Below are 23,783 nucleotides of genomic sequence, written 5' to 3'. Positions count from 1 at the left end.
TGCCCGGTCGGGGTTTTTTGTGAGTGTCCCATTGGTTCGAAGGCAGCGGGCGGCAACCTGGATGAACAGTCCGGGCGTCTGATTTACAGTCCATAGTTGACAAAAATGTAGACATTTTTATAAAAAGTCGTAAAACAGTAGGTACAACAACACATTCGGAGAACCAAGATGAGCCGCTTTCAATGGGATGACGCCCTGCTGCTGGAGCAGCAACTGACTGACGAAGAACGCATGATTCGTGACTCCGCCCGTGCCTACTGTCAGGAACGCCTGCAGCCGATCGTGACGGACGCCGCGCGCGAAGAACACTTTGATCGCAACATCATGACGGCCATGGGCGAACTGGGGCTGCTGGGCCCGACGGTGGCCGAACAGTATGGTGGCTCTGGTGTGGGCCATGTGGCCTACGGCCTGATTGCGCGTGAAGTGGAGCGGGTCGATTCCGGCTACCGTTCGGCCATGAGCGTGCAGTCTTCTCTCGTCATGTACCCGATTGAAGCCTATGGCACAGAGGAGCAGAAACAGCAGTATCTGCCGCAGCTGGCCACCGGCGAGATGATCGGCTGCTTTGGCCTGACTGAGCCCAATCACGGCTCTGACCCCGGCTCCATGGAAACCCGGGCCAAGAAGGTTGACGGCGGTTACAGGCTGACCGGCGCCAAGACCTGGATCACCAACAGCCCCATCGCCGATATTGCCGTGGTGTGGGCCAAATCCGAGGCGCATGACGGCAAGATCAAGGGCTTTATCGTCGAGCGTGGCACCGAAGGGTTCAGTACCCCGCAGATCAAGGGCAAGCTGTCGCTGCGCGCCTCCATCACCGGTGAAATCGTGCTGGATGAAGCCTTTGTGCCGGCAGGGAACCTGTTACCGGATGCCGCCGGTCTGGCCGGCCCCTTCGGTTGCCTGAACAAGGCCCGTTATGGCATCGCCTGGGGCACCATGGGCGCGGCCGAGTACTGCTGGCATGCGGCGCGGCAGTACACCCTGGACCGCAAGCAGTTCGGCCGGCCGCTGGCTGCGACCCAACTGGTACAACTGAAACTGGCCAACATGCAGACCGAGATCACCCTGGGGCTGCAGGCTGCCCTGCAGGTGGGCCGGCTGATGGACAGCGGTGACTGGGCGCCGGAAATGGTGTCGCTGATCAAGCGCAACAACTGTGGCAAGGCGCTGGATATTGCCCGGGTCGCGCGCGACATGCACGGCGGTAACGGCATCTCCGAAGAGTATGGCGTGATGCGCCACATGGTGAACCTGGAAACGGTCAACACCTACGAAGGCACGCATGATATTCATGCGCTGATTCTCGGCCGGGCCCAGACCGGCATCCAGGCCTTTGGCTGAAAGGCCTGCAGGAGGCGGTTTTATGTCCCCACAGAAACCATTGCATGGCGTGCGTATTCTGGATCTGTCGCGCATCCTGGCCGGCCCCTGGGCGTCCCAGTGGATGGCCGACATGGGTGCCGAGGTGATCAAGATCGAACGCCCGGGCCGCGGTGATGACACTCGCGGCTGGGGGCCACCCTGGCACGAAGAGACTCGTGATGCGGCCTATTTTCTGGCCGCCAACCGGGGCAAACAGTCGGTCACCATTGACATCACCCGTCCCGAAGGCCAGCAACTGGTCCGGGACCTGGCACAGCACTGCGATGTGGTGCTGGAAAACTTCAAGGTCGGCGGGCTGAAGAAGTACAGTCTGGACCATGAAAGCCTGCGCCGGGAGCGACCGGAGCTGATCTATTGCTCCATCACCGGTTTCGGTCAGGATGGCCCCTATGCCCAACGCGCCGGGTACGACTTTCTGATTCAGGGCATGGGCGGGCTGATGAGTCTGACCGGCCAGCCAGATGAAGAGCCCGGTGGCGGGCCGCTCAAGGTGGGCGTGGCGCTGACCGATATCTTTACCGGTATGTACGCGGCCAATGCGGTGCTGGCGGCCCTGTGGCAGCGTGAGCGTACCGGGCAGGGCGCGCATATCGACCTCAGCCTGCTGGATGTGCAGGTCGGCGTGCTGGCCAACCAGGCGCAGAACTATCTGACCTCGGGTGAGGTGCCCGGGCGCATGGGCAATGCCCATCCCAATATCGTGCCCTACCAGGCCTTTGCGACAGCCGACGGCCACATGATCCTGACCGTGGGCAATGACGACCAGTTTGCGCGTCTGTGCGAGCACATCGACCACCCGGAATGGGCCGCAGACGACCGTTTTCGGACCAATGCCGCCCGGGTCAGTCACCGGCGGGAACTCATTGCGTTGCTGGCGCCGGTATTCCAGCAGCGCCCCACGGATGCCTGGGTGCAGCGGCTGGAAACGGCCGGCGTGCCCTGCGGGCCCATCAATACCATGGACCGGGTGTTTGCCGACCCTCAGGTGCTGCATCGTGGTCTGCTGATCGAGCGTCCGCTGGGGCCACCGGAAGCGGGGCACAGTGCGCAACTGGTCGGTAATCCAGTGCGCTTTGACGGCGCGCCACTGAATGCCGAGCTGGGGCCGCCGCAACTGGGGCAGCAGACCGACGCTGTACTGGGTGAATTGCTGGGGTTGTCGGCCGAGGCCCTCGACCGTCTGCGGGCAGAGGGTACTATCTAGCAGGACATCGGTTCGGACCTATTGGGCGGTCAGACGCCGCCAGAGTTCTGCCTGCAGGCGCAGTTCGAAACCAGCGGCTTCGATGCCTGGCTGGATGCTGCGCCAGGTTTCCACGGCCTGCCACCAGGCTTGATCGAAGTCGCTCCAGAAGGCTTCTGCGGCAGCGGGAAAGCGCCAGCCTTCGCTGATCACAAGCCGATACATGGCCATGTGGTCGGGCGCCCACCAGTAGCGCCGCAGATGCTGCCAGAGAGCACCCAGACCGCCAGTCTCGGGCGGCTCCGGCACCGGGTCGCGCAGCCAGTGGGTCATCACCGCGTTCATCAGTATGGTCTTGTCGGGAAAGTGCTTGTACACCGTCGGTTTGGACACGCCACAGGTGGTGACTACCAGATCAATGGACGTACCCTTGAAACCCTGCTGCAGAAACAGATCGGTTGCCCGTTCGATGATGTGGTCCCGTTTGGAGGCACGCGCCATACTGCCGAAATCCCGACTTTACTCAGTGTTAAAGCTGGCAGTATGCCCGCTTGCTGCGCTTGATGCCAGACGAACGGTTGACATTGCGCCGCAGGCGGCGACAATAGCGGTTATCGGCGACTGTATCGGTCGTCGGTGACTGTGCAAGTTTCGACTGCTTCGGCCTTATGGCAGGCGTCATCGGTCAGCATGGTGCCGTAACGACGTGTTCTCACTGGTACCCACAAGGTATCGGTGCGTGATCACGGCTACGGTGGCCACTGGCCTCTGACAGGTGCCCGGGTCGAGGGGCGACGCTTGGTCCGGTGAGCTTTTTTGTTATCGCGAAATAGCTGGCACAGGATAGTCCGCAGCGCTCCGCGCCCTGCCTTATCCTTTCCTGACCGTTGTCGTCTGTGTGCTTTATCCAGCACACGCCTTGCGTATTGCTTGTCAGTCTCCCAGTAATCTGGCGCGGCACACGCCTGCCCGCGCGCCCGGCAGAGCGAGACACGGACATGACCGAAATCAAAGAACAGACTGAAAGCAAGCCCAAAGAAAAGCCCCCCATGCTGTCCGGCGGACAAATGCTGATGCGGGCCCTGAAAGACGAAGGGGTCAAATACCTGTACGGCTACCCGGGTGGGGCTGTGCTCCATATCTATGACGCCCTGCACAATCAGGATGCCGTCCAGCATATTCTGGTCCGCCACGAACAGGCCGCCACTCACATGGCTGATGCCTATGCGCGTGCCACCGGCAAGCCCGGCGTGGTGCTGGTCACCAGTGGCCCGGGTGCCACCAATGCCATCACCGGTATTGCGACCGCCTACATGGATTCCATTCCCATGGTGGTGATTACCGGCCAGGTCATGAGCCACCTGATCGGCGACGATGCCTTTCAGGAAACCGACATGATGGGTATTTCGCGCCCGATCGTGAAGCACAACATGTCCGTGCGCAATCCGGCCGATATTCCGGCCATGGTGAAAAAGGCCTTTTATATCGCCAGCAGCGGCCGGCCGGGTCCGGTGGTGCTGGATATCCCGAAAGACATGACAATGCCCAATGAACGGTTTCCCTATGTGTACCCGAAAGAGGTGCGCATGCGGTCCTACAATCCGGTTGCCAAGGGCCATGCCGGGCAGATCCGCAAGGCGGTCAACCTGTTGCTGCAGGCCAAGCGGCCCATGATCTACAGTGGTGGCGGGGTCATTCTGGGCGGCGCTTCCGATCTGCTGACCCAACTGGTGCAGAAGCTGGGGCACCCGGTCACCAACACCCTGATGGGCCTTGGGGCCTACCCGGGCGGCGACGACCAGTTTATCGGCATGCTGGGCATGCACGGTACCTATGAAGCCAACATGGCCATGCACAATGCCGATGTCATCATTGCCATCGGGGCGCGTTTTGACGATCGGGTGACCAACAACACCACCAAGTTCTGCCCCCATGCCAAGATTATCCATATCGATATCGACCCGACTTCGATCTCGAAGACGGTACGGGCCGATATTCCCATCGTCGGGCCGGTCAAGTCCGTACTGAAAGAGATGCTGAAGGCCATCGACGAAAGCAAACTGGAGGTGGATCAGGAAGCCCTGCGCCTCTGGTGGAGTCAGATCAACGAGTGGCGCGGTCGTCATGGCGGGCGGTACAACACCGATGACAGCCAGATGATGAAGCCGCAATTCGTGATCGAAGCCATGTGGCGGGCAACCGGCGGCAATGCCTTTGTCACCAGCGATGTGGGCCAGCACCAGATGTACGCGGCCCAGTACTACCGCTTCAACAAGCCCAATCGCTGGATCAACTCCGGCGGCCTGGGCACCATGGGCTTCGGGCTGCCGGCGGCCATGGGGGTGGCCCTGAGCTACCCGGACGAGGATGTGGTCTGCGTCACCGGTGAAGGCTCGATTCAGATGAATATTCAGGAACTGTCCACCTGCAAGCAGTACAACCTGCCGGTGAAGATTCTGAACCTGAACAACGGCTATCTCGGCATGGTGAAGCAGTGGCAGGACATGAACTATGAATCCCGCTACTCGAACTCCTACATGGACTCGCTGCCCGACTTCGTGCGCCTGGCCGAGGCCTATGGCCATGTCGGCATGCGCATCGAGAAGCCATCGGACCTGGAACCGGCGCTGAAAGAAGCCTTTGCCATGAAGGACCGGCTGGTCTTCCTCGATGTGCTGGTCGACCCCAAAGAGCACGTTTACCCCATGCAGGTGGCCGGTGGTGCCATGTGTGACATGTTCCTGAGCAAGACGGAGAGAACCTGATGACCACGCGACGTATCATTTCGGTCCTGATGGAAAACGAGTCCGGAGCCCTGGCACGCGTGGTGGGTCTGTTCGCACAGCGTGGCTACAACATTGATTCGCTGACCGTGGCGCCCACAGAGGATGCCACGCTGTCGCGCATGACGCTGGTCACGCAGGCCTCCGATCAGGTGATCGAGCAAATCACCAAGCAACTGCACAAGCTGATCGAAGTGGTCAAGCTGATCGATCTGTCCGAAGGCGTGCATGTGGAGCGTGAACTGCTGCTGGTGAAGGTTCGGGCTGCCGGCGCGCAGCGCGAAGAAGTGAAGCGCACGGCCGATATTTTCCGTGGTCAGGTGATCGATGTCACACCCAACACCTACACCATTCAGGTGGCTGGCAACAGTGACAAGCTGGATGCATTTCTTGGCGCGCTGGCGCAGGCCTCGGTGCTGGAGGTCGTGCGTTCCGGGGTCTCCGGGATTTCCCGCGGCGAGAAGACCCTGAGCCTTTGATTTCAGGGCAAGCATGCGGCCTGTGTAAGGCAGATTGCACGCGCGCCGGCCGACAGAGCACAGGGTACGATTGCGGGCAGGGCCTGCAACCGGGTATTGTATATAGCGTCAGGAACGGCAGACGCATCAATATCAGCCATGCCAGCAGGAGTTATGGACATGGATTCAAGTGCCCAAAAGGACTCTTTGTCGGTGGCGCAGGCACAGGTGCCTCTGTTTGCCCGCCAGCCTATTTTTGACCTCGACCTGCGTATTGTCGGTTACGAGTTGCTGTTTCGGGGCTCTGTCGGGGGTAATACCGCGTCCTTTGATGATGGGTCTTCAGCCTCGGCACGGGTGCTGATCAATGCGCTGACCGAGGTTGATCTGCTGTCTGTTGTTTCCGGCAAGCGCGCCTTCGTCAATTTCACTCTAGACATGCTGTCCGTGGTCCCGGACTTTGCCAAAAAGCATCTGGTGATCGAGTTGCTGGAAGACATTCCGCTCACGGCGCGTCTGTTCGACAAACTCAGGGACCTGCGGCGGCGCGGCTACACCATCGCCATCGATGACTACGGTACCCGCAAGTATCCGTCTGAACTGCTTGATCTGGTCGATATCGTCAAGGTTGACCTCCTGCATTCGCCGCTTGATGTGCTGGCTTCCGTGGTCGATGAGCTGGAGCCCTACAACGTCCAGTTGCTGGCCGAGAAAGTCGAGACGCTGGAAGAATACAACCGGTGCCGCGAACTGGGCTTTGAGATGTTCCAGGGGTACTTTTTCAGTCGCCCCAGAATTGTCAGTGGACGCCCGCTGGGCACGGACAGGACCGTGGTGCTGGACCTGCTGAGCACGCTGTATCAGTCCGAGGTCAATATTCGCGACGTGGTGGCGGTGATTCAGCGTGACCCGTCGCTGTCGGTGAAACTGCTGCGCCTGGTCAATTCGGCGCTGTACCGTCGACAGCGGGCCATTCGCTCCCTGCAGCAGGCCATTGCCATGCTTGGCATCAACCGGCTGCGCAGCTGGGTGACGCTGCTGTTGCTGGATGCGCACAGTGATCGTGGCAAGGCGCTGCAGGAAATGACTCTGTTCAATGCCTACATGTGTCAGCAACTGGCTCGTGAGACGCGACCGGCAATGGAAAATGCAGCCTTCACCGTGGGCCTGCTGAGCTGCCTGGATGCCTTTTTTGACCGCCCGATGCAGGAACTGCTGCAGCATCTGCCGCTTGATGAATTGCTCAATCATGCGCTGTTGGAAAACCGCGGTCGGCTCGGAGCCTGGCTGCGGGTGGCGCGCTATCTGGAACGCCATCCGATAGATCGTATTTCCGGTCGGGCGCTGGAGCAACTGGGTCTGGCGCGGGCGCGTATGGGAGAGCTCCAGCAGCAGGCACTGATGGAGGCACGTCTGTTCCTGCAGTCTTTGAACAGCGTGTAAGCGGTTCCATACAGTGTTAAAAAAGGCGGCGCCCAGTGTCCTGTCTGGTTAATTAGGAGCAGGCGCCGCTTGAATTGGTGCCCGCACGGAGCACCCAGAGGAAAACGAGACTGTCAGCTTGCTGCGAGAGCGCCCTGGATCAGGCGCCCACGATGCGTTTCATGTCGGTCATGTAGCCCCGCAGTTCGGCACCGATCCACTCGATGTCATGGTTGCGGATGGCTTCATTGACCTCGATCAGACGCAGGTTGTCGGCAGCATTGTCCTGCACGTCCAGGCCGCGACCGATGACGTCAGCACTCACCTTCGGCATGAACTCTTTCTGCAGCAGTGGCACGGCCGCATTGGCAAACAGGTAGTTGCCGTATTCCGCCGTATCGGAGATGACCACGTTCATCTCGTACAGGCGCTTGCGGGCAATGGTGTTGGCGATCAGCGGCAGCTCGTGCAGTGATTCATAATAGGCGGACTCTTCGATGATGCCGGAAACCACCATGGTTTCGAACGCCAGCTCGACGCCTGCCTTGACCATGGCGATCATCAGAATGCCGTGATCGAAGTATTCCTGCTCGCTCAGTTCACCTTTGTACTCAGGGGCGTTCTCGAAGGCCGTCTGGCCGGTCTCTTCACGCCAGCGCAGCAGGTCCGCGTCATCATTGGCCCAGTCGGCCATCATGCCACGGGAAAATTCGCCGCTGATGATGTCGTCCTGATGCTTCTGGAACAGCGGCGTCAGCAGGGCTTTCAGTTCTTCCGACAACTCATGGGCGCGGATCTTGGCCGGGTTGCTCAGGCGGTCCATCATGTGGGTAATGCCGCCCAGCTTCAGGGCCTCGGTGATGATTTCCCAGCCATACTGCACCAGCTTGCCGGCGTAGGCCGGGTCGGTGCCTTCGGCCACCATCTTGTCATAGCACAGGATGGAGCCGGCCTGCAGCATGCCGCACAGGATGGTCTGCTCGCCCATCAGGTCGGATTTCACCTCGGCCACGAAGGAACTTTCCAGTACACCGGCACGGTGGCCGCCGGTAGCCGCAGCCCAGGCCTTGGCGATTTCCAGTCCGTCGCCCTGGGGGTCGTTCTCCGGGTGCACCGCGATCAGCGTCGGTACACCAAAGCCGCGCTTGTACTCTTCGCGCACCTCGGTACCCGGGCACTTGGGGGCCACCATGACCACGGTGATGTCATCGCGGATCTTCTGGCCCACTTCGACAATGTTGAAACCATGGGAATAACCCAGCGCCGCGCCCTTTTTCATCATCGGCATGATGGCTTCAACCACACTGGAGTGCTGCTTGTCCGGGGTCAGGTTGACCACCAGATCCGCCTGCGGGATCAACTTTTCATAGGCATCCACGACAAAGCCGTTCTCGCTGGCGTTTTTCCAGGACTGACGCTTCTCGTCAATGGCGGCCTGGCGCAGGGCATAGGACACGTCCAGCCCGGAGTCGCGCATGTTCAGGCCCTGGTTCAGGCCCTGGGCACCACAGCCGACGATCACGACCTTCTTGCCTTTCAGGTATTCACACTCGTTTTCGAATTCATCGCGGTCCATGAATCGGCAGCGGCCAAGCTGGTCGAGCTGCTGGCGCAGATTCAGGGTGTTGAAATAGTTCTGTGACATGTTTGCGGATCCTGTTGGAGATGAAATTGCATCAGGGTTTGGATAGAAGTGCGGCCATTCTATCGTTGAACAGATGTTTGATAAAATGAATTGTTTGAAATAGTTTGTTGCAAAATCCGGGATAATGGTTTGGGCCACTTGTCCTGCGTGGACGCCACTCGGTCCGCCAGAAGACCGCCTGTCGCAAAGGCCCGGGGGCTGTGGCACTCTGCGTTACATTACAGCACAGCTATCAGAATCAGGCAGGAGAGCCGGTATGCACTCGGGAAGTTGTAACCAGGTTGACGTGATGCGCTGGGGGCGCACGCTGGCCATCACAGTCCTGTTGTGCGCAGCGATCGCGGTGGTGACACAGATGCTGAATGACAATGGTTATCTGGTGAATCTCTGGGTGTCGCAGGGGTATGGCATCAGCATTGTGCTCAGCATCATGCTGATCACCACACTGCGCCCGGATTGGCCGGATCTGGTAGTCAACCTGCTTGGACTCGTCAGCGGGGTTGTCCTTGGCATGCTGAACCTGATGCTGATGCTGTACTTCATGGGCAAGCTGTCAGATTTTGTTGCGCAGCCGGATGCCATTCTGTCGAATGTTGGCGTGGGCCTTTTCTTCGGCTGTCTCGGCCTGCTGTTCTTCTATTCGCTTTATCGACTGCAGTTGCTGCGCGCCGAAGTCAGCGAGCAGAGACGGTTGCAGGCGGAGCGTGAGCGGGCACTGACGCTCAGCCAGTTGAAGGTGTTGCAGAGCCAGATGGAGCCCCATTTCCTGTTCAATACCCTGGCCAATGTGCAGGCAATGATCGGCCCAGAGCCCGAGAAAGCCAAGGCGATGATTCAGGCTCTGACCACCATGCTGCGCGCCAACCTGAATCGGGTCAGGTCGGATACGACCACGCTGGGAGACGAACTGACCATTGCCCGCAGCTATCTGGAAATCCAGTCCATCCGCATGGGTGAACGACTGAGCTATGAGTTGGCGGTACCGGAGGCCATGTACGCGCTGCCCTTGCCGCCGCTCCTGCTGCAGCCACTGGTGGAGAATGCCATCCGCCATGGTATCGAGCCCAAGCGGGAAGGGGGGCACATTCAGGTACGGGCCGCCACTTTGGATGCGCAAGCTGGATGGTGGCAACTGGAAGTGATCGATACCGGCCTGGGGTTGGATGCGCTGGCCCAGACGCAGGGGGAAGGCGTGGGGCTGAGCAATCTGAAACAGCGTCTGCAGAGTCTGTACGGGGACTCTGCAGAGTTGACCATGCGGCCCGGCGAGCAGGGCGGATTGCATCTGACGCTGGTGCTACCACAGACACTGGCCGAGCAAACGACCGGGGAAACGGGAAACAATGACTGAACTGCGCGTGCTGATTGCCGATGACGAGCCCATGCTGCGCTTTCATTTGCAGCAATTGCTGGAGGACCTGTGGCCCGAGATTGACCAGGTGCTCACTGCGGCCAATGGTGAGGAGGCGCTGGAAATGGCGCGTTCGATCCGCCCCCAGGCCATTTTTCTGGATATCAGGATGCCGGGGCTGACCGGTATAGAAGTGGCGGAACAACTGCAGAAAGATGGTCTGACAAAGGCCAGTCATATCGTGTTTCTCACGGCCTATGACGACTATGCGGTGCAGGCCTTCGAGCGTGAGGCGGTCGACTACATGCTCAAACCGGTCGATGAAGCACGCCTGCATCAGGCCATTGACCGCCTGCAGAATCGGCTGCACAGGCCGGAACCGGTGGTGGCTGACCTGGGTGATCTCAAGCGCTGGGTCAGTCGGGAGCGGGGCGACTGGCTGAAGTGGATCAATGCTCAGCAGGGCGAGGATATCCATGTGATCGCGGTCGAGTCCGTACTGGTGTTTCGGGCGGAGGACAAGTACACCACTGTGGTGACGGCAGATGGTGAGTACCTGATCCGCAAGTCACTGAAACAGCTGGAAGAAGAGCTGGACCCGGATGCATTCTGGCGGGTGCATCGCAGCGCCATCGTACGCGTACCGGCCATCGAACGCGTGCGGCGCGACCTCACCGGTGGTCTCAGGGTCCATATCAAGGGGCTGAAACAGCCCCAGCCGGTCAGCCGCCGCTTTGCCGACCGCTTTCGGCAGATGTAGGGGTTGTTCCATTTAAGCGTCCGCTGGGTACAGGCCTGTGAGACACGCAAAAACGTCATCCATGACAGCTCGACCGCGGCCGTCCCTGGCTGCGGACGGTCTCACAGTGCCTGCACCCAGCCCGCCACTCCTGTGGGCGCTTCCGGACGGCTTCAATCTTCGAACCCTGACGACCTCACCAGTCTGCCGAAACAACTAGGATGGATGCTTGTCGGATGTCGCCTCGGCAGGTGCGAGCAGGAGGGCAGCAGACTGTCCGGGGAACGTTGAGCCCATGGATGGGCGAACCGTAGCGTACAGGGATGTATTCACAGCGGTCCTCGGACAGTCTGCTGCCCTCCGTCTCCACTCCAACAACAAGGGACACTTTCCAGGCAGCCCGGCTTCGGGTAGGCTGGCAACTTCCATTCACCCCAACAGAGGAGCCCCTACATGTTGTGCTTGTGCCGTCTCGGTTTTGCACAGTGCCCCTCGGAAGCAGGCCTGACGTCCTCCCGCCACTGAGTGGACGTCGACTGAGCTGACCCCTATACGCCTCACCTCCTTCGGCGTCCGGACCTGATATATAGAGTCTGAAGGACGTTGACATGAGTGCATTGCTATCTCTCGCCCAGGTTTCCCTGAACCTGGGTGCACACCCCCTGTTTGTCGATCTGACCCTGCATCTGAACCTCGGCGACCGCATCGGTCTGGTCGGACACAATGGTTCCGGCAAGTCTTCCCTGTTGAAACTGTTGCAGGGTGAACTGGCACCGGATGACGGCGAACGCCGCAGCCAACGCAACGTTGTCGTGGCCATGGTGGACCAGTTTGTCCCCGAAGCCCTGCTGGCGCGTACCTTGCGGGAAGCTGCCGAGCTGGCCCTGCCCGAAGCCCGACGTGAGCTGGAGGCCTACCGGGCCGAAGCCGAGTTGCACAAGCTGGGCTTCGAAATCAGCCAATTCGACATCCCGGTGGCCGAACTCAGCGGCGGCCAGCAAAACCTGCTGCTGATGGCACGGGCGATCCTGGTTGACCCGGATGTTCTGCTGCTGGATGAACCGGGCAACCACATGGACATCCTCAGCCTGACCCGATTGCGCCGCTGGCTGACCCAGTTGCATCAACCCTGGGTGCTGGTCTCGCACGACCGGCATTTGCTCAATGCCGTGTGTCGTCAGACCTGGATCCTGCGGGACCGGACGGTGTACCGCTTCGAGCTGCCGTTCGACCGTGCCCGAGCAGCGCTGGCCCACGCCGATGAGCAGGCCGCAGCGCGCCGCGCCGAGGAAGAAAAGGAAGTCGCCCGCATCGAGGCCTCTGCCAAACGCCTGGCGCACTGGGGCCATACCTTCGACAACGAGGATCTGTCGCGCAAGGCGAAAACCATGGCCAAACGGGCGGACAGGCTCAGGGCCGACTACACCTTTGTCAGTCAGGGCAGCGGGCTCTCTCTGGCGTTACCGGAAACCGGGCTGACCGCCCGTCAGGTGCTGGTGCTGGAGGACCTGACCGTTACCGTGCCCGCCACAGGCCGAACGCTGGTGCAGTGCGAGTTCCTGAACCTGCGCCCGGGTGATCGAGTGGCCTTGCTGGGCATCAACGGGGTCGGCAAATCTACAACTCTGCAGCGCATCATTGACGCGCTGAACCATGAGGATGGCCCCATTCGCTGGAACCCGCGCGTGACGTTGGGCTACTACGAACAGCAATTGGCCGAACTGAACCGGGGTCTGGGTCGCTTCGACTGGCTGCGCGAACAGGTGGCGGGCCCTGACGACGCCATCCGCCAGACCCTGTTGCACAGTGGCGTGCCTTATGAGCGCTTTGATGAGCCGGTCGAACAGCTCAGCGGCGGTGAAAAGGCCCGCCTGGTATTCGCGCTGTTTCGGCTGCAGCGGCCCAATGTGCTGGTGCTGGATGAACCGACCAATCACATTGATCTCGACGGCCGGGCCGAACTGATCGAAGCGCTGGTGAACAGTGACATAACGGTGTTGATGACCAGCCACGATCAGCATTTCATGGAAGCGGTGGCGACACGCTGGTGGTGGATCAACGCAGGCCGGCTGCAGGAAGTGACCGGGCCGGAGGGCTTCTATCAGTCTCTGGAATCGACGGTGTCGGCTCAGCCCGGCGAAACTCAGTCAATCCGGGAAAGCATTGATGCTCTGGATGACGAGACGCTGCTGGCGCGCATCGACGAGCTCGAAACACGACTGGCCCAGGACCGCGCGCGCAAGCCGAAGCACCAGAAACCAGACCGGCAGGCGCGCTGGGAGCAGGAACTGAGTGCGCTTTGGCAACGCTTGTAGAGGTGTGGCCTCCGCTGGGTGCAGGTCTGTGGGACACGCAAAAACGTCATCCATGACAGCTCGACTGCGGCCATCCCTGGCCGCAGACGGTCTCACAGTGCCTGCACCCAGCACGAGGCTCCTGCGGCCGCTTCCGGACGGCTTCAACCTTCGAACCCTGACGATCTCACCAGTCTGCCGAAACAATAGGGTGAATGTTTGTCGGATGTTGCCTCGGCAGGTGCGAGCAGGAGGGCAGGAGGCTCCCCGGGGAACGTTGAGGCCAGGGACGGCCGAACCGTAGCGTACAGGGATGTATTCACAGCGGTCCCCGGGGAGTCTCCTGCCCTCCGTCGCAACCGGCGCTATCCGATTTTGTTAAAACGTTGGCCAACAAAAAGGGCGCCCGCAGGCGCCCTTTTCAGATTGCAGTGCGATCAGATCGTCAGCACGGCAGTGGCGATCGAGAAGTAGATCAGAATACCGCAGATATCCGCGATGGACGTGATCAGCGGCGCACTCGCTGTGGCCGGGTCGAACTTCATGCGGGCCAGCACGAACGGCAGGACCATGCCCACCATGCTGCCGAAGGTCACTACACAGACCATCGCCATCGCGACCACCAGGCCCACTTCCGGGCCGCCGCGCCAGATACCCAGGCCCCAGACCGCGAGGCCCATGGTAATGCCCAGCGCAATCGCCACGCCCAGCTCCTTGCCCCAGAGGCGCAGCCAGTCTTTCGACCTGACATCACCGGTGGCCAGAGCACGTACCATCAGCGTGGCAGACTGCGAACCGGCGTTACCGCCGGAGTCCACAATCAGCGGCAGGAAGAAGACCAGCGCAATCACCGCCTCGATGGTCTCCTCGAAGTAGGCGATACCCGCCCCGCCGAAGATGTTCATGAACACCAGCAGCACCAGCCAGCCGACACGCTTGCGATACAGGAGCGACGGCCGCGCATCACGCAGGCTGAGGTTGAGCGTGCTGGTACCGCCCATCTTGTGGAAGTCTTCCGTGGCTTCTTCCTCGATCACGTCCATGACGTCATCGACAGTCACCACACCCAGCAGGATGCCTTGCTTGCTCAGCACCGGCAGTGCATTGATGTCGTAGTGCTGAATCTGGTGCACCGCTTCTTCCCGGTCATCGCTGGCCTGCACACTGACCAGCGGGCTCGAGATCATGGTTTCCACCGGGGTGTCCGGGTCGGACAGCACCATGCGCTTGATGCCTGCCGTACCCAGCAGGTGGCCCTGTTCATCGGTAATGTACAGGGTGTTGATGGTTTCCTCGGAGCTGTCCTGACTGCGCACATGCTGCAAGACTTCGCGCACCGTCCAGTCAGGCCGGATGGTGACAAACTCGGTGTTCATCAGACGTCCGGCACTCTGCTCCGGGTAGCCCAGAATCTTCAGCGCCGCCTTGACCTCTTTCGAAGTCAGCAGCTTGAGCAGCGGCTCCGACTGTTCCGGCTTCAGTGCTTCGAGCAGTCTGGTCAGGTCATCCGAAGACAGGCTCTGCAGCAGCTTGCGGCTGATGGCATTGTCCATCGCATCCAGCACAGCGTACTGGTTTTCCTCTTTTAGATAGGAGAAGACTTCAAGCTGGCGCTCCTCTGCCAGCAACTTGAGAATCCGCACGGCAGTATCGTTGTCCTGATCATCCAGAACCGTAGCGATGTCCTGCACATGCATTTCGTCGAGTTGCGCCGGCACTTCTTCCCACAATTCCTGGGCAATGAGGTCATTCAGCACATGCTGTACGGGTGTGTTGTCGTGTTCGGTATTGCTCATGATGATATTCCTTGTGCATTCCGGCCCTCTGCAGAGCAGAGTGGCCATTATGATTCAGGAAGGGGCCAATTCGTTGTCGCCCTGCACCGCACAGACACAGTAGTCAGTGCAGAACAGTTGGGCATGGCTCAAAAACAAAATGCCTGCCAAGGCGTTTTGGCTTGAACCTGTTCCCGGTGATGATCGGCTCACCTTCCGCTGATGCTTGGCAGTCGGCGGCAGGTGAGTCGTTAAAGCGGAAGACGCTGGGCGTCGAAGAAGAGAGTCTGCTTTATCGGTCAACCTGCGCGCGAACTGCATCCTGTTGTCTGGCGTTTGATCGCCTGCAACTACTGGAGTCCACTGGAGGTGTCCTGTTCTGCTGATAACGGCGGGCAGTATAGTTGCTGGGTGCAAAGGGTCAATACGAACTACTCTCACTTGATTGATGCCGTATGTTCAACAGTTCGCAAAGGCTGACGGCACTCTTCTTTCAGCGCAGCCAGTTGGCCAGCTTGAGCAGCAGTAGTTCTGCATCGGACAAGGCCGCACGCTCGGCCAGCAAATCGGCCAGTACATCCGGTCGGTCGGTAATGATGCTGTCCACTCCAAGGTCGATAAAGCGTGACATCTGATCGCGGTCGTTGACGGTCCACACATGCAGTTGATAACCGCCCCGACGGGCCCGGGAGACCGCACCCCGATCGACAATGGCCGCGCGCTTGCCCACTGCATGCAGGCCACTGTAGTCGGGTGTGCCGACAACCGAATGCACGAACAGGGCGCGTCGGGAGTCCGGAGCCAGGTCGGCAATGGAGGCCAGGGTGGTGCGGCTGAGGCCGGCCAGCAGCGTCTGGTCCAGCATGTTCTCGGCCTGCAGCAGGTTGATCACATCCGCAGCGAGATCCGGTGTCTGTGCACTGGGCTTGATTTCCAGATACAGCTGCGCGCGGCCGCGCACGGTGTGGATGACCTCTTCCAGAGTCGGTATGCGTTCAGCGGCGAAAGCCGGGTCGTGCCAGCTGCCGGCGTCGATCGCCCGCACTTCCTCCAGCGTCAGTTGCCAGATGGGTCGGCTGCCGCCGCCCAGCCGTCGCAGGTCGCGGTCATGCAGCAGGACCAGGGCGCCGTCTGCGGTCTGCCGCACATCGATCTCCACATAGTCGGCGCCTTCCTGTATGGCCAGTTCGATGGCCGCCAGGGTATTTTCCGGCGCATTGATGGAGCTGCCCCGGTGAGCCGTGATGGTGACCTCGTCTTCCAGATGCAAAAAGCCATGCAGAATCCAGCCGGCCTGCGCCAGTGCCAGCAGCAGGACGGCGGCCTCCGCGCCCCAGCTTAGCCAGCCGCTGAGCCGGCTGGCCGGCCTGGGCGCATGAGTACGACGCAGGCCACAGGCCCGCAGATAAAGCTGCCGGATCAGCAGGCTGTTGAACGAAACCCCGATGAAGGTGAGCACAGCGACCAGCACCAGATAGCCCAGAATGACCAGCAGCATGTAGCTGATAACCAGGCCCTGCACGGTGGGAATCCAGTCCAGTGTCAGCGCTACGCCCTGCCGGTAGAGCAGCGAAAACAGGGGTGGCATGGCCAGCGTGATCAGGGCGCTGGCCAGAATCAGCAGCGCAATGCGACTGCGATAGCCGCGGGTCAGTCTCTGGCTGCGACCCAGAGCGGCCCAGGGCGTGACCTGTTCGAACAGCAGGGCGGGCAGGGCCAGTACCCAGCGCAGGTAGAGCGCGCCATTGCCCATGATCATGCCGAGCAGCAGCACACCGGCCCCGGCCGTGAACAGTTGCATGGCCGGCGGCCACTCGTTGACCAGATAGTAGGGGTCGTAGTCGGCCAGCAGGAACCAGCCGAGCCCGCCGATCAGCAACAGGAAAGGCAGTGCAATCAGCAGGTGGGCACCCACCTGCAGGCACGCCAGCGCCAGTATGGACGGCAGCCGCTGCAGTACCGACAGCAACGCCGAGGTGGCAGCCTGATAGCGATTGCGGCCATGGACCTCCAGTGACATCAGAATGCCTGCCGACTGCACGAATACCAGGGTCAGTGCCAGACTGCCGGCGCACAGGGCCAGCAGCCAGGCGCCGGGCATGAAGGCGAAGGTCAGCAGGTCGTCATTGCTGACAGCCGAAGCGCCGGTGACACTCAGCAGGCGGGTGGCCATCCAGGTGCTCAGTGGCAGGAAGGCCGCCACCCCAAGGCCGGCGAAGAACAGGTGCAGCACCAGCAGTGAACGCCAGCGTGCCTGCAGATTGCCGAACACAGCCAGCAGCAGGCTGGGGTGGTAGGTCATCAGTTGACTCCTTTCAGAACGCCCGCTCATATTAGCGTCGGCAGCCAGGTGCGTCGATTGGACTGTCCACTGTCGCTTCCAGACAGTGGCCTGTCGTACAGTGACTCATGATGCACCGACGGCCACTTTAAGCTAGTGTTCTGTGTGGGCAAGTCACCACAAGTATAACGACAACTGCAGGCAGTCAGACATCATGACCGAACCGACCTCAGGGGCGCCATCAGCAGCAGGCAGCGGCCATGACCGGTTGCGCGCGACCATAGGGCACCTCGTCGACACTTACAGGGCGCGTCCCGGGCCCCTGCTGCCCATTCTGCACGGTGTCCAGCACAGTGAAGGGCATATTCCCGATGCGGCCATAGGCCTGATTGCCGAGGCGCTGACGCTGACCCGCGCCGAGGTGCATGGGGTGGTCAGCTTCTACCCGGATTTCCACACCACCCCTGGCGGTCAGCATCGACTGCAGATCTGCCGTGCCGAGGCCTGCCAGGCGCAGGATGGCAGGGCGCTGGAGCAGGCCGCCCGCGACCTGCTGCAGGTGGACTGGCATCAGACCACGGCAGACGGGCGGTTTACCCTGGAGCCTGTGTACTGTCTGGGCAATTGTGCCACCGGTCCCTCTGTGCGTCTCGACGATACAGTTCATGGTCGGGTCAGCGCGGCATCCCTGCAGGCACTGATCGAACGGGCTCAGCATGAGCCGGTTAATATACAGGGGCTGTTGGCTGTCAGCCGGGAGGTCGACCATGGCTGAAGTGCACACCGTCTATGTCCCCCGTGACACCACGGCCTGTTCACTGGGCGCAGAGGCCATTGCACAGCAGTTGGGCCGGCATCTGGCCATGCACAGTCCGGACTGTCGCCTGGTCCGCAACGGCTCGCGTGGTGCCTTCTGGCTGGAGCCGCTGCTGGAAGTCGAGACCGAGCAGGGCCGGCTGGCCTATGGGCCGGTTACGCCCGAGCAACTGCCGGATCTGCTGGCCGCAGGGTTGCTTGCAGGCACCACGGAGCACCCGCTGTACCTGGGCCCCGTTGATGACATCCCCTGGCTGCGCCGCCAGCAGCGGCTCACCTTTGCCCGTGCCGGGGTGACGGACCCGCTATCAATCGAGGACTATCGCACCCACGGCGGCTTTGTTGGGCTGAAAAAGGCACTGTCCATGACGCCGCAGGCGCTGGTGGATGAAGTCAAGGCCTCGGGCCTGCGTGGACGCGGAGGTGCCGCCTTTCCGGCCGGCATCAAATGGCAGACGGTGCTGGACGCCCCGGCAGACAACCCGGGCAATCCCCAGAGCGGGCGCAAGTTCATAGTGTGCAATGCCGATGAGGGTGACTCCGGCACCTTTGCCGACCGCCTGGTCATGGAAGCCGACCCCTACATGCTGATTGAAGGCATGATCATTGCCGGTCTGGCGGTGGGAGCCGACTATGGTTTCATCTACCTGCGCTCGGAGTATCCGCTGGCGCATCAGGTGCTGCAGGAAGCCATCACGCGTGCCGAGCAGGCCGGCTGGCTCGGCGCCGATATGCAGGGCTCGGGGCGCGACTTTCAGTTGGAAGTCAGACTGGGCGCCGGCGCCTACATCTGTGGCGAGGAAACCTCGCTGCTGGACAGCCTGGAAGGCAAGCGCGGCATGGTGCGGGCCAAACCACCGCTGCCGGCCCTGAAAGGAGCTTTTGGCCAGCCGACCGTGGTCAACAATGTGCTGACGCTGGCTGCAGTGCCCTGGATCATCGATCAGGGCGGGCAGGCCTACGCCAACCATGGTCAGGGCCGTTCGCTGGGCACCATGCCGTTCCAACTGGCGGGCAATATCGAGCGCGGGGGACTGGTGGAACTGGCCTTCGGGCCGACCCTGCGTGAGCTGGTAGAGGACTTTGGTGGCGGCACCCGCAGTGGCAGGCCCATGCAGGCCATTCAGGTCGGCGGCCCGCTGGGTGCCTATCTGCCCGCAGCGCAATGGGATACATCACTGGATTATGAGGCTTTTGCCGAGGCGGGAGCCGTGCTCGGGCACGGCGGCGTCGTGGTATTTGATGATACGGTCGATATGGCCCAGCAGGCCCGCTTTGCGATGGAATTCTGCATGGTCGAGTCCTGTGGCAAGTGCACGCCCTGTCGCATCGGTTCCGTGCGCGGCGTCGAGGTGATCGACCGCATCATTGCCGACGACAACCGAGCCGCCCAACTGGACCTGCTGGCAGAACTCTGTGATACGATGGAGTTTGGGTCACTTTGCGCCATGGGGGGCATGACGCCGAATCCGGTCCGCAGTGCCGTCGAGCACTTTCCGGACGCCTTCGGGGTCACTCCTGAATCATCCGCAGGCGCCGCCTGAAAGGGCGCCAGGGGGTATACGTTATGTTGAACTACTTTGACCCGAAAACCGAACACACCGGCGCCGGCAGCGCGATTGACTGGACCCGGGATTACGGTACACCCGCTGTCGACTCGGACGTGCAGGTCAGTCTCGATATTGACGGTGTGGCTGTCACCGTGCCCGAGGGCACCTCGGTACTGCGCGCGGCTGCTCTGGCCGGTATCAATATTCCCAAGCTCTGTGCCAGCGACAACCTCGAGGCCTTCGGCTCCTGTCGCCTCTGTGCGGTGCAGATCGACGGGCGGCGCGGCATGCCGGCCTCCTGCACCACACCGGTGGCCGAAGGCATGGCCGTGACCACGCAGAACGCAGCTCTGGCGAAGCTGCGCCGCAATGTCATGGAGCTGTATATTTCCGACCACCCCTTGGACTGCCTGACCTGCCCGGCCAACGGTGACTGCGAACTGCAGGACATGGCCGGCGCCGTGGGCCTGCGCGAGGTGCGCTACGGCTTCAGCGGCGAGAATCATCTGCAGGCGGAAAAGGACCACTCCAACCCCTATTTCAGTTTCGATCCCAGCAAGTGCATTGTCTGTTCGCGCTGTGTCAGGGCCTGTGAAGAAGTGCAGGGCACCTTTGCGCTGACCATCGACGGTCGCGGCTTTGATTCCAAGGTGGCGGCCGGGCAGGACGAGCCCTTCATGGATTCGGAATGCGTCTCCTGCGGTGCCTGCGTGCAGGCCTGCCCGACTTCGACGCTGATGGAAAAGAGCATCATCGACGAGGGCCAGCCTGACCACAGCGTGGTCACCACCTGTGCCTACTGTGGCGTGGGCTGTTCGTTCGAGGCCGAAATGAAGGGCGATAAGCTGGTGCGGATGACCCCCTGGAAAGGCGGTGATGCCAACCATGGCCACAGCTGCGTGAAGGGGCGTTTCGCCTTCGGCTATGCCACCCACAAGGACCGTCTGCGCGAACCCATGATCCGCGACAGTATCGACCTGCCCTGGCGCGCCGTCAGTTGGGAGGAGGCCATCCAGTTCACTGCCGATCGCATCAGGGACATTCAGACCCGGCACGGTCGCGACAGTGTGGGTGGCATTACCTCTTCGCGCTGCACCAACGAAGAAACCTATCTGGTGCAGAAGCTGGTGCGGGCTGCCTTCGGCAACAACAATACCGACACCTGTGCCCGGGTCTGCCATTCACCGACCGGCTATGGCCTGAAAACCACCCTGGGTGAATCCGCCGGTACCCAGACCTTTGATTCGGTCATGAAATCCGATGTGATCGTGGTCATCGGTGCCAACCCGACCGATGCCCACCCGGTGTTTGCCTCCCGGCTGCGCAAGCGCCTGCGCCAGGGTGCCAGCCTGATTGTGGCCGATCCGCGCCATATCGATCTGCTGAAAACACCGCATATGGGCGAAGGCATTCACCTGCCGCTGCGCCCGGGCACCAATGTGGCCCTGATCAATGCCATGGCCCATGTGGTGGTCAGCGAAGGGTTGGAAGACGAAGACTTTGTCAGCCGCCGCTGTGATCCGGAGGCCTATCGGCAGTGGCGCGAGTTCATCCTGCTGGAAAAGAACTCGCCCGAACACATGGAAACCATCACCGGTGTGCCCGCCGACAGCATTCGTCAGGCCGCACGCCTGTATGGCGAGGCCGGCAACGGTGCCATCTACTATGGCCTGGGTGTGACCGAGCACAGCCAGGGCTCCACCATGGTGATCGGCATTGCCAATCTGGCCATGGCCACCGGCAATATCGGTCGCGAGGGCGTGGGCGTGAACCCGCTGCGCGGCCAGAACAATGTGCAGGGCTCCTGTGACATGGGCTCCTTCCCGCACGAACTGCCAGGCTATCAGCATGTGGGTGTGCCGGAAGTGCGGGCGCGCTTCAGTGCAGCCTGGGGGGTTGATATCGACCCGGAGCCGGGCCTGCGCATTCCCAACATGTTCGACGCCGCCATTGACGGCAGTTTCAAGGCGCTCTATGTGCAGGGCGAGGACATTGCCCAATCGGACCCCAACACCCAGCATGTGGAGCAGGCGCTCACCTCTCTGGAATGCCTGATCGTGCAGGATATCTTCCTCAACGAGACCGCCAAGTTTGCCCATGTGCTGCTGCCGGGTTCCACCTTCCTGGAAAAGAACGGCACCTTTACCAATGCCGAGCGCCGTATCAACCGCGTGCGCAAGGTGATGGCCCCCGTGGCCGGCAAGGAAGACTGGGAGGTGACTCAGGACCTGGCCAATGCCCTCGGGTATCCGATGCACTACAGTCACCCGTCCGAGATCATGGACGAAATCGCACAGCTGGCACCCACCTTTACCGGCGTCAGTTACGACAAGCTCGAGCGGCTGGGAAGCATTCAGTGGCCGTGCAACGAGGCGCATCCGGACGGTACGCCGACCATGCACGAAGACAGCTTCCCGATCGGGCTGGGGCGTTTTGGTCTGACCGAGTTTGTGGAGACGGAAGAGCGCACCAACCGGCGCTTCCCGCTGCTGCTGACCACGGGCCGCATTCTCAGCCAGTACAATGTCGGTGCCCAGACCCGCCGTACCGACAACCAGGTCTGGCATGACGAGGATGTGCTGGAACTGCACCCTCATGATGCCGAGGAACGCGGCATCAGCGCCGGCGACTGGGTCGGCATCACCAGCCGCGCCGGTGATACGGTGCTGCGGGCCCGCATCAGCGAGCGCATGCAGCCGGGCGTGATCTATACCACCTTCCACCATCCCGGCAGCGGGGCCAATGTGATCACCACCGACAACTCGGACTGGGCAACCAACTGCCCCGAGTACAAGGTGACAGCGGTGCAGGTGGAGAAGGTCACCGAGCCTTCAAGCTGGCAGCAGCGCCATCAGACCTTCGGTCGCCGGCAGTGGCAGTATCTGGAACAGGCCAGCGATGCCTGAGTTCGCTGCCCTGACCCAGGCAGGCCGGCGCCCTGCCGACGAGGCGGGGCGGCCACAGAGCGGCCTGCAGTCCGTTGCCGCTCGCGAGCGCCTTGGCGAGCGCGAGCAGGTGCTGCAGGACGAGGTGGCCGAGGAGTGCCCGGTGGCACTGTCCTACAACGGTATCAGCCATGCCGTCATGATGGCCACGCCGCTGGATCTGGAAGACCTGGCCCGGGGTTTCAGCCTCAGTGAAGGCATTGTGGACGGGGTGGCGGATATCTTCGCCATTGATGTCAGTGGCGATGTCGACAACGGTTTTACGTTGGACTTGCATATTCACGGTGCCCGGCTGGATCGCCTGAAACGGCAGCACCGGCACATGGCGGGCCCCACCGGTTGCGGTCTCTGTGGCAAAGATTCGCTGCAGGCAGTGATGCAGCCTCTGTCACAGTTGGTGCCCCGTGGTTTGCCGGCAGCGGCTGCTGTGGAACAGGCGCTGCACAACCTGCCGGCTCGCCAGCGTATACAGCAGCAAACCGGAGCCTGCCATGCTGCCGCCTGGTGCAGCGCTGCCGGTGATATCGTGCTCAGCCGCGAAGATGTGGGGCGTCACAACGCGCTCGACAAGCTGATCGGCGCCCTGATGCAGGGCGATGACGGTCCGCAGCGGGACCTGGACGGCTTTGTGCTGGTCTCCAGCCGGGCCAGCTATGAACTGGCCTACAAGTGTGTGCGGGCCGGTTTGCCGAGCCTGGTGGCGGTATCCGGGGCCACGCAACTGGCCATTCAGACGGCGGCGCGCAACCATCTCAACCTGCTTGCCTTTGCCCGGCCCGGGCGTCAGGTTGTCTATCATGCTGCCGCCGGAGGAACCTCTTCATGAGCCATGGCCGACTCGAACAACTGATCAAGATGATCAACCAGATTGCGCGCAACAACCCCTGCAACGGCGATGACAATGCGTCGGCCGAGGTGGTGCTGAACCACGTGCGAAAATTCTGGGCCAAGCCCATGAAGCAGGACATCATCGCCCATCTGGAGCAGGGCGGTGAAGGGCTGGATCCGGTGGCAATGGAGGCGGTGCGTTCCCTGCAGGCGGCCCGAAAAACGGAATCCTCCTGAGCGCCGCTTTTCAGCATTGCCGCGCCATTGTACGGTATGTCGCAAATCAACCCCGCACTGTCGTCACCGAGCATATGGTTGGCCAGC

At 61.4% G+C, this 23,783-nt stretch carries 17 protein-coding genes; 13 read left to right on the top strand and 4 right to left on the bottom strand.

What is annotated here, in order from left to right; all coding sequences use genetic code 11:
- Nucleotides 1-168: 168 nt before the first annotated feature.
- Together E4656_RS14040 and E4656_RS14035 are read left to right on the top strand one after the other, a co-directional pair.
- On the top strand, nt 169-1,347 hold the full coding sequence (locus E4656_RS14040; RefSeq protein WP_135483930.1) for an acyl-CoA dehydrogenase: 1,179 nt from the start codon (nt 169-171) through the stop codon (nt 1,345-1,347).
- Nucleotides 1,348-1,369: 22 nt separating this feature from the next.
- Nucleotides 1,370-2,593, top strand: coding sequence for a CaiB/BaiF CoA transferase family protein (locus tag E4656_RS14035; RefSeq protein WP_135483929.1), 1,224 nt, complete (start codon nt 1,370-1,372; stop codon nt 2,591-2,593).
- 18 nt (nt 2,594-2,611) lie between these two features.
- Here the strand turns inward: E4656_RS14035 and E4656_RS14030 are convergent, their stop codons facing one another.
- Complete coding sequence (locus E4656_RS14030; RefSeq protein ID WP_135483928.1) at nt 2,612-3,073, bottom strand: TetR/AcrR family transcriptional regulator; 462 nt, start codon at nt 3,071-3,073, stop codon at nt 2,612-2,614.
- A 548-nt stretch (nt 3,074-3,621) separates the two neighbouring features.
- On the opposite strand from E4656_RS14030, the gene E4656_RS14025 reads away from it, so the two are divergent.
- From E4656_RS14025 to E4656_RS14015, 3 genes are all read left to right on the top strand, one after another.
- Nucleotides 3,622-5,337 carry an acetolactate synthase 3 large subunit gene (locus E4656_RS14025; protein WP_205849220.1) on the top strand — a complete coding sequence of 572 codons (1,716 nt, stop codon included), beginning with the start codon at nt 3,622-3,624 and terminating at the stop codon, nt 5,335-5,337.
- Nucleotides 5,337-5,834, top strand: coding sequence for an acetolactate synthase small subunit (gene ilvN / locus E4656_RS14020; protein WP_135483926.1), 498 nt, complete (start codon nt 5,337-5,339; stop codon nt 5,832-5,834). The genes E4656_RS14025 and ilvN overlap by 1 nt, the downstream gene beginning before the upstream one ends.
- A 159-nt stretch (nt 5,835-5,993) precedes the next feature.
- On the top strand, nt 5,994-7,256 hold the full coding sequence (locus E4656_RS14015; RefSeq protein WP_167856068.1) for an EAL and HDOD domain-containing protein: 1,263 nt from the start codon (nt 5,994-5,996) through the stop codon (nt 7,254-7,256).
- A 139-nt stretch (nt 7,257-7,395) separates the two neighbouring features.
- Here E4656_RS14015 and ilvC read toward each other — a convergent pair whose 3' ends face one another.
- Complete coding sequence (gene ilvC / locus E4656_RS14010) at nt 7,396-8,880, bottom strand: ketol-acid reductoisomerase (RefSeq protein WP_135483924.1); 1,485 nt, start codon at nt 8,878-8,880, stop codon at nt 7,396-7,398.
- A 256-nt stretch (nt 8,881-9,136) separates the two neighbouring features.
- Between ilvC and E4656_RS14005 the strand changes: the two genes are divergently transcribed.
- From E4656_RS14005 to E4656_RS13995, 3 genes are all read left to right on the top strand, one after another.
- Complete coding sequence (locus E4656_RS14005) at nt 9,137-10,231, top strand: sensor histidine kinase (RefSeq protein WP_167856067.1); 1,095 nt, start codon at nt 9,137-9,139, stop codon at nt 10,229-10,231.
- Entirely contained in the window at nt 10,224-10,991 is a 768-nt protein-coding gene (locus tag E4656_RS14000; RefSeq protein WP_240753991.1) for a LytR/AlgR family response regulator transcription factor, read from the top strand. Before E4656_RS14005 ends, E4656_RS14000 begins: the two co-directional genes overlap by 8 nt.
- Before the next feature lie 587 nt (nt 10,992-11,578).
- Complete coding sequence (locus E4656_RS13995; RefSeq protein ID WP_135483922.1) at nt 11,579-13,285, top strand: ABC-F family ATP-binding cassette domain-containing protein; 1,707 nt, start codon at nt 11,579-11,581, stop codon at nt 13,283-13,285.
- Nucleotides 13,286-13,701: 416 nt separating this feature from the next.
- Here the strand turns inward: E4656_RS13995 and mgtE are convergent, their stop codons facing one another.
- Together mgtE and E4656_RS13985 are read right to left on the bottom strand one after the other, a co-directional pair.
- Complete coding sequence (gene mgtE, locus E4656_RS13990) at nt 13,702-15,060, bottom strand: magnesium transporter (RefSeq protein WP_135483921.1); 1,359 nt, start codon at nt 15,058-15,060, stop codon at nt 13,702-13,704.
- A gap of 472 nt (nt 15,061-15,532) precedes the next feature.
- Nucleotides 15,533-17,341: a glycerophosphodiester phosphodiesterase family protein gene (locus E4656_RS13985; protein ID WP_167856066.1), complete on the bottom strand. Its 1,809-nt coding sequence runs from the start codon at nt 17,339-17,341 to the stop codon at nt 15,533-15,535.
- A 193-nt stretch (nt 17,342-17,534) separates the two neighbouring features.
- Between E4656_RS13985 and E4656_RS13980 the strand changes: the two genes are divergently transcribed.
- The 5 genes from E4656_RS13980 to E4656_RS13960 are packed head-to-tail and all read left to right on the top strand — an operon-like array spanning nt 17,535 to nt 23,696.
- Complete coding sequence (locus E4656_RS13980) at nt 17,535-18,095, top strand: formate dehydrogenase subunit gamma (protein WP_135483919.1); 561 nt, start codon at nt 17,535-17,537, stop codon at nt 18,093-18,095.
- The gene (locus tag E4656_RS13975) at nt 18,088-19,680 is read left to right on the top strand and encodes a formate dehydrogenase beta subunit (protein ID WP_135483918.1); all 1,593 of its coding nucleotides are present in this window, start codon (nt 18,088-18,090) and stop codon (nt 19,678-19,680) included. The genes E4656_RS13980 and E4656_RS13975 overlap by 8 nt, the downstream gene beginning before the upstream one ends.
- 23 nt (nt 19,681-19,703) lie before the next feature.
- Nucleotides 19,704-22,592: a formate dehydrogenase subunit alpha gene (gene fdhF, locus E4656_RS13970; RefSeq protein WP_135483917.1), complete on the top strand. Its 2,889-nt coding sequence runs from the start codon at nt 19,704-19,706 to the stop codon at nt 22,590-22,592.
- Nucleotides 22,585-23,457, top strand: coding sequence for a formate dehydrogenase accessory sulfurtransferase FdhD (gene fdhD / locus E4656_RS13965; RefSeq protein ID WP_135483916.1), 873 nt, complete (start codon nt 22,585-22,587; stop codon nt 23,455-23,457). Before fdhF ends, fdhD begins: the two co-directional genes overlap by 8 nt.
- A complete protein-coding gene (locus E4656_RS13960) occupies nt 23,454-23,696 on the top strand; it encodes a formate dehydrogenase subunit delta (RefSeq protein WP_135483915.1) in 243 nt (80 codons plus the stop codon). Before fdhD ends, E4656_RS13960 begins: the two co-directional genes overlap by 4 nt.
- The last annotated feature ends 87 nt before the right edge of the window (nt 23,697-23,783 follow it).

This window comes from Natronospirillum operosum (assembly GCF_004768465.1).
GTDB lineage: Bacteria > Pseudomonadota > Gammaproteobacteria > Pseudomonadales > Natronospirillaceae > Natronospirillum > Natronospirillum operosum.
The sequence above is the reverse complement of the archived record's forward strand: the minus strand, read 5'-3'. Positions and strand labels throughout refer to the sequence as shown.

Coding starts and splice junctions, on each gene's coding strand:
- E4656_RS14040 (WP_135483930.1), top strand. CDS start 169: ATGAGCCGCTTTCAATGGGATGACGCCCTGCTGCTGGAGCAGCAACTG.
- E4656_RS13995 (WP_135483922.1), top strand. CDS start 11,579: ATGAGTGCATTGCTATCTCTCGCCCAGGTTTCCCTGAACCTGGGTGCA.
- mgtE (WP_135483921.1), bottom strand. CDS start 15,060: ATGAGCAATACCGAACACGACAACACACCCGTACAGCATGTGCTGAAT.
- ilvN (WP_135483926.1), top strand. CDS start 5,337: ATGACCACGCGACGTATCATTTCGGTCCTGATGGAAAACGAGTCCGGA.
- E4656_RS13980 (WP_135483919.1), top strand. CDS start 17,535: ATGACCGAACCGACCTCAGGGGCGCCATCAGCAGCAGGCAGCGGCCAT.
- E4656_RS14030 (WP_135483928.1), bottom strand. CDS start 3,073: ATGGCGCGTGCCTCCAAACGGGACCACATCATCGAACGGGCAACCGAT.
- E4656_RS13975 (WP_135483918.1), top strand. CDS start 18,088: ATGGCTGAAGTGCACACCGTCTATGTCCCCCGTGACACCACGGCCTGT.
- E4656_RS14025 (WP_205849220.1), top strand. CDS start 3,622: ATGCTGTCCGGCGGACAAATGCTGATGCGGGCCCTGAAAGACGAAGGG.
- fdhF (WP_135483917.1), top strand. CDS start 19,704: ATGTTGAACTACTTTGACCCGAAAACCGAACACACCGGCGCCGGCAGC.
- E4656_RS14000 (WP_240753991.1), top strand. CDS start 10,224: ATGACTGAACTGCGCGTGCTGATTGCCGATGACGAGCCCATGCTGCGC.
- fdhD (WP_135483916.1), top strand. CDS start 22,585: ATGCCTGAGTTCGCTGCCCTGACCCAGGCAGGCCGGCGCCCTGCCGAC.
- E4656_RS14035 (WP_135483929.1), top strand. CDS start 1,370: ATGTCCCCACAGAAACCATTGCATGGCGTGCGTATTCTGGATCTGTCG.
- E4656_RS14005 (WP_167856067.1), top strand. CDS start 9,137: ATGCACTCGGGAAGTTGTAACCAGGTTGACGTGATGCGCTGGGGGCGC.
- E4656_RS13960 (WP_135483915.1), top strand. CDS start 23,454: ATGAGCCATGGCCGACTCGAACAACTGATCAAGATGATCAACCAGATT.
- E4656_RS14015 (WP_167856068.1), top strand. CDS start 5,994: ATGGATTCAAGTGCCCAAAAGGACTCTTTGTCGGTGGCGCAGGCACAG.
- ilvC (WP_135483924.1), bottom strand. CDS start 8,880: ATGTCACAGAACTATTTCAACACCCTGAATCTGCGCCAGCAGCTCGAC.
- E4656_RS13985 (WP_167856066.1), bottom strand. CDS start 17,341: ATGACCTACCACCCCAGCCTGCTGCTGGCTGTGTTCGGCAATCTGCAG.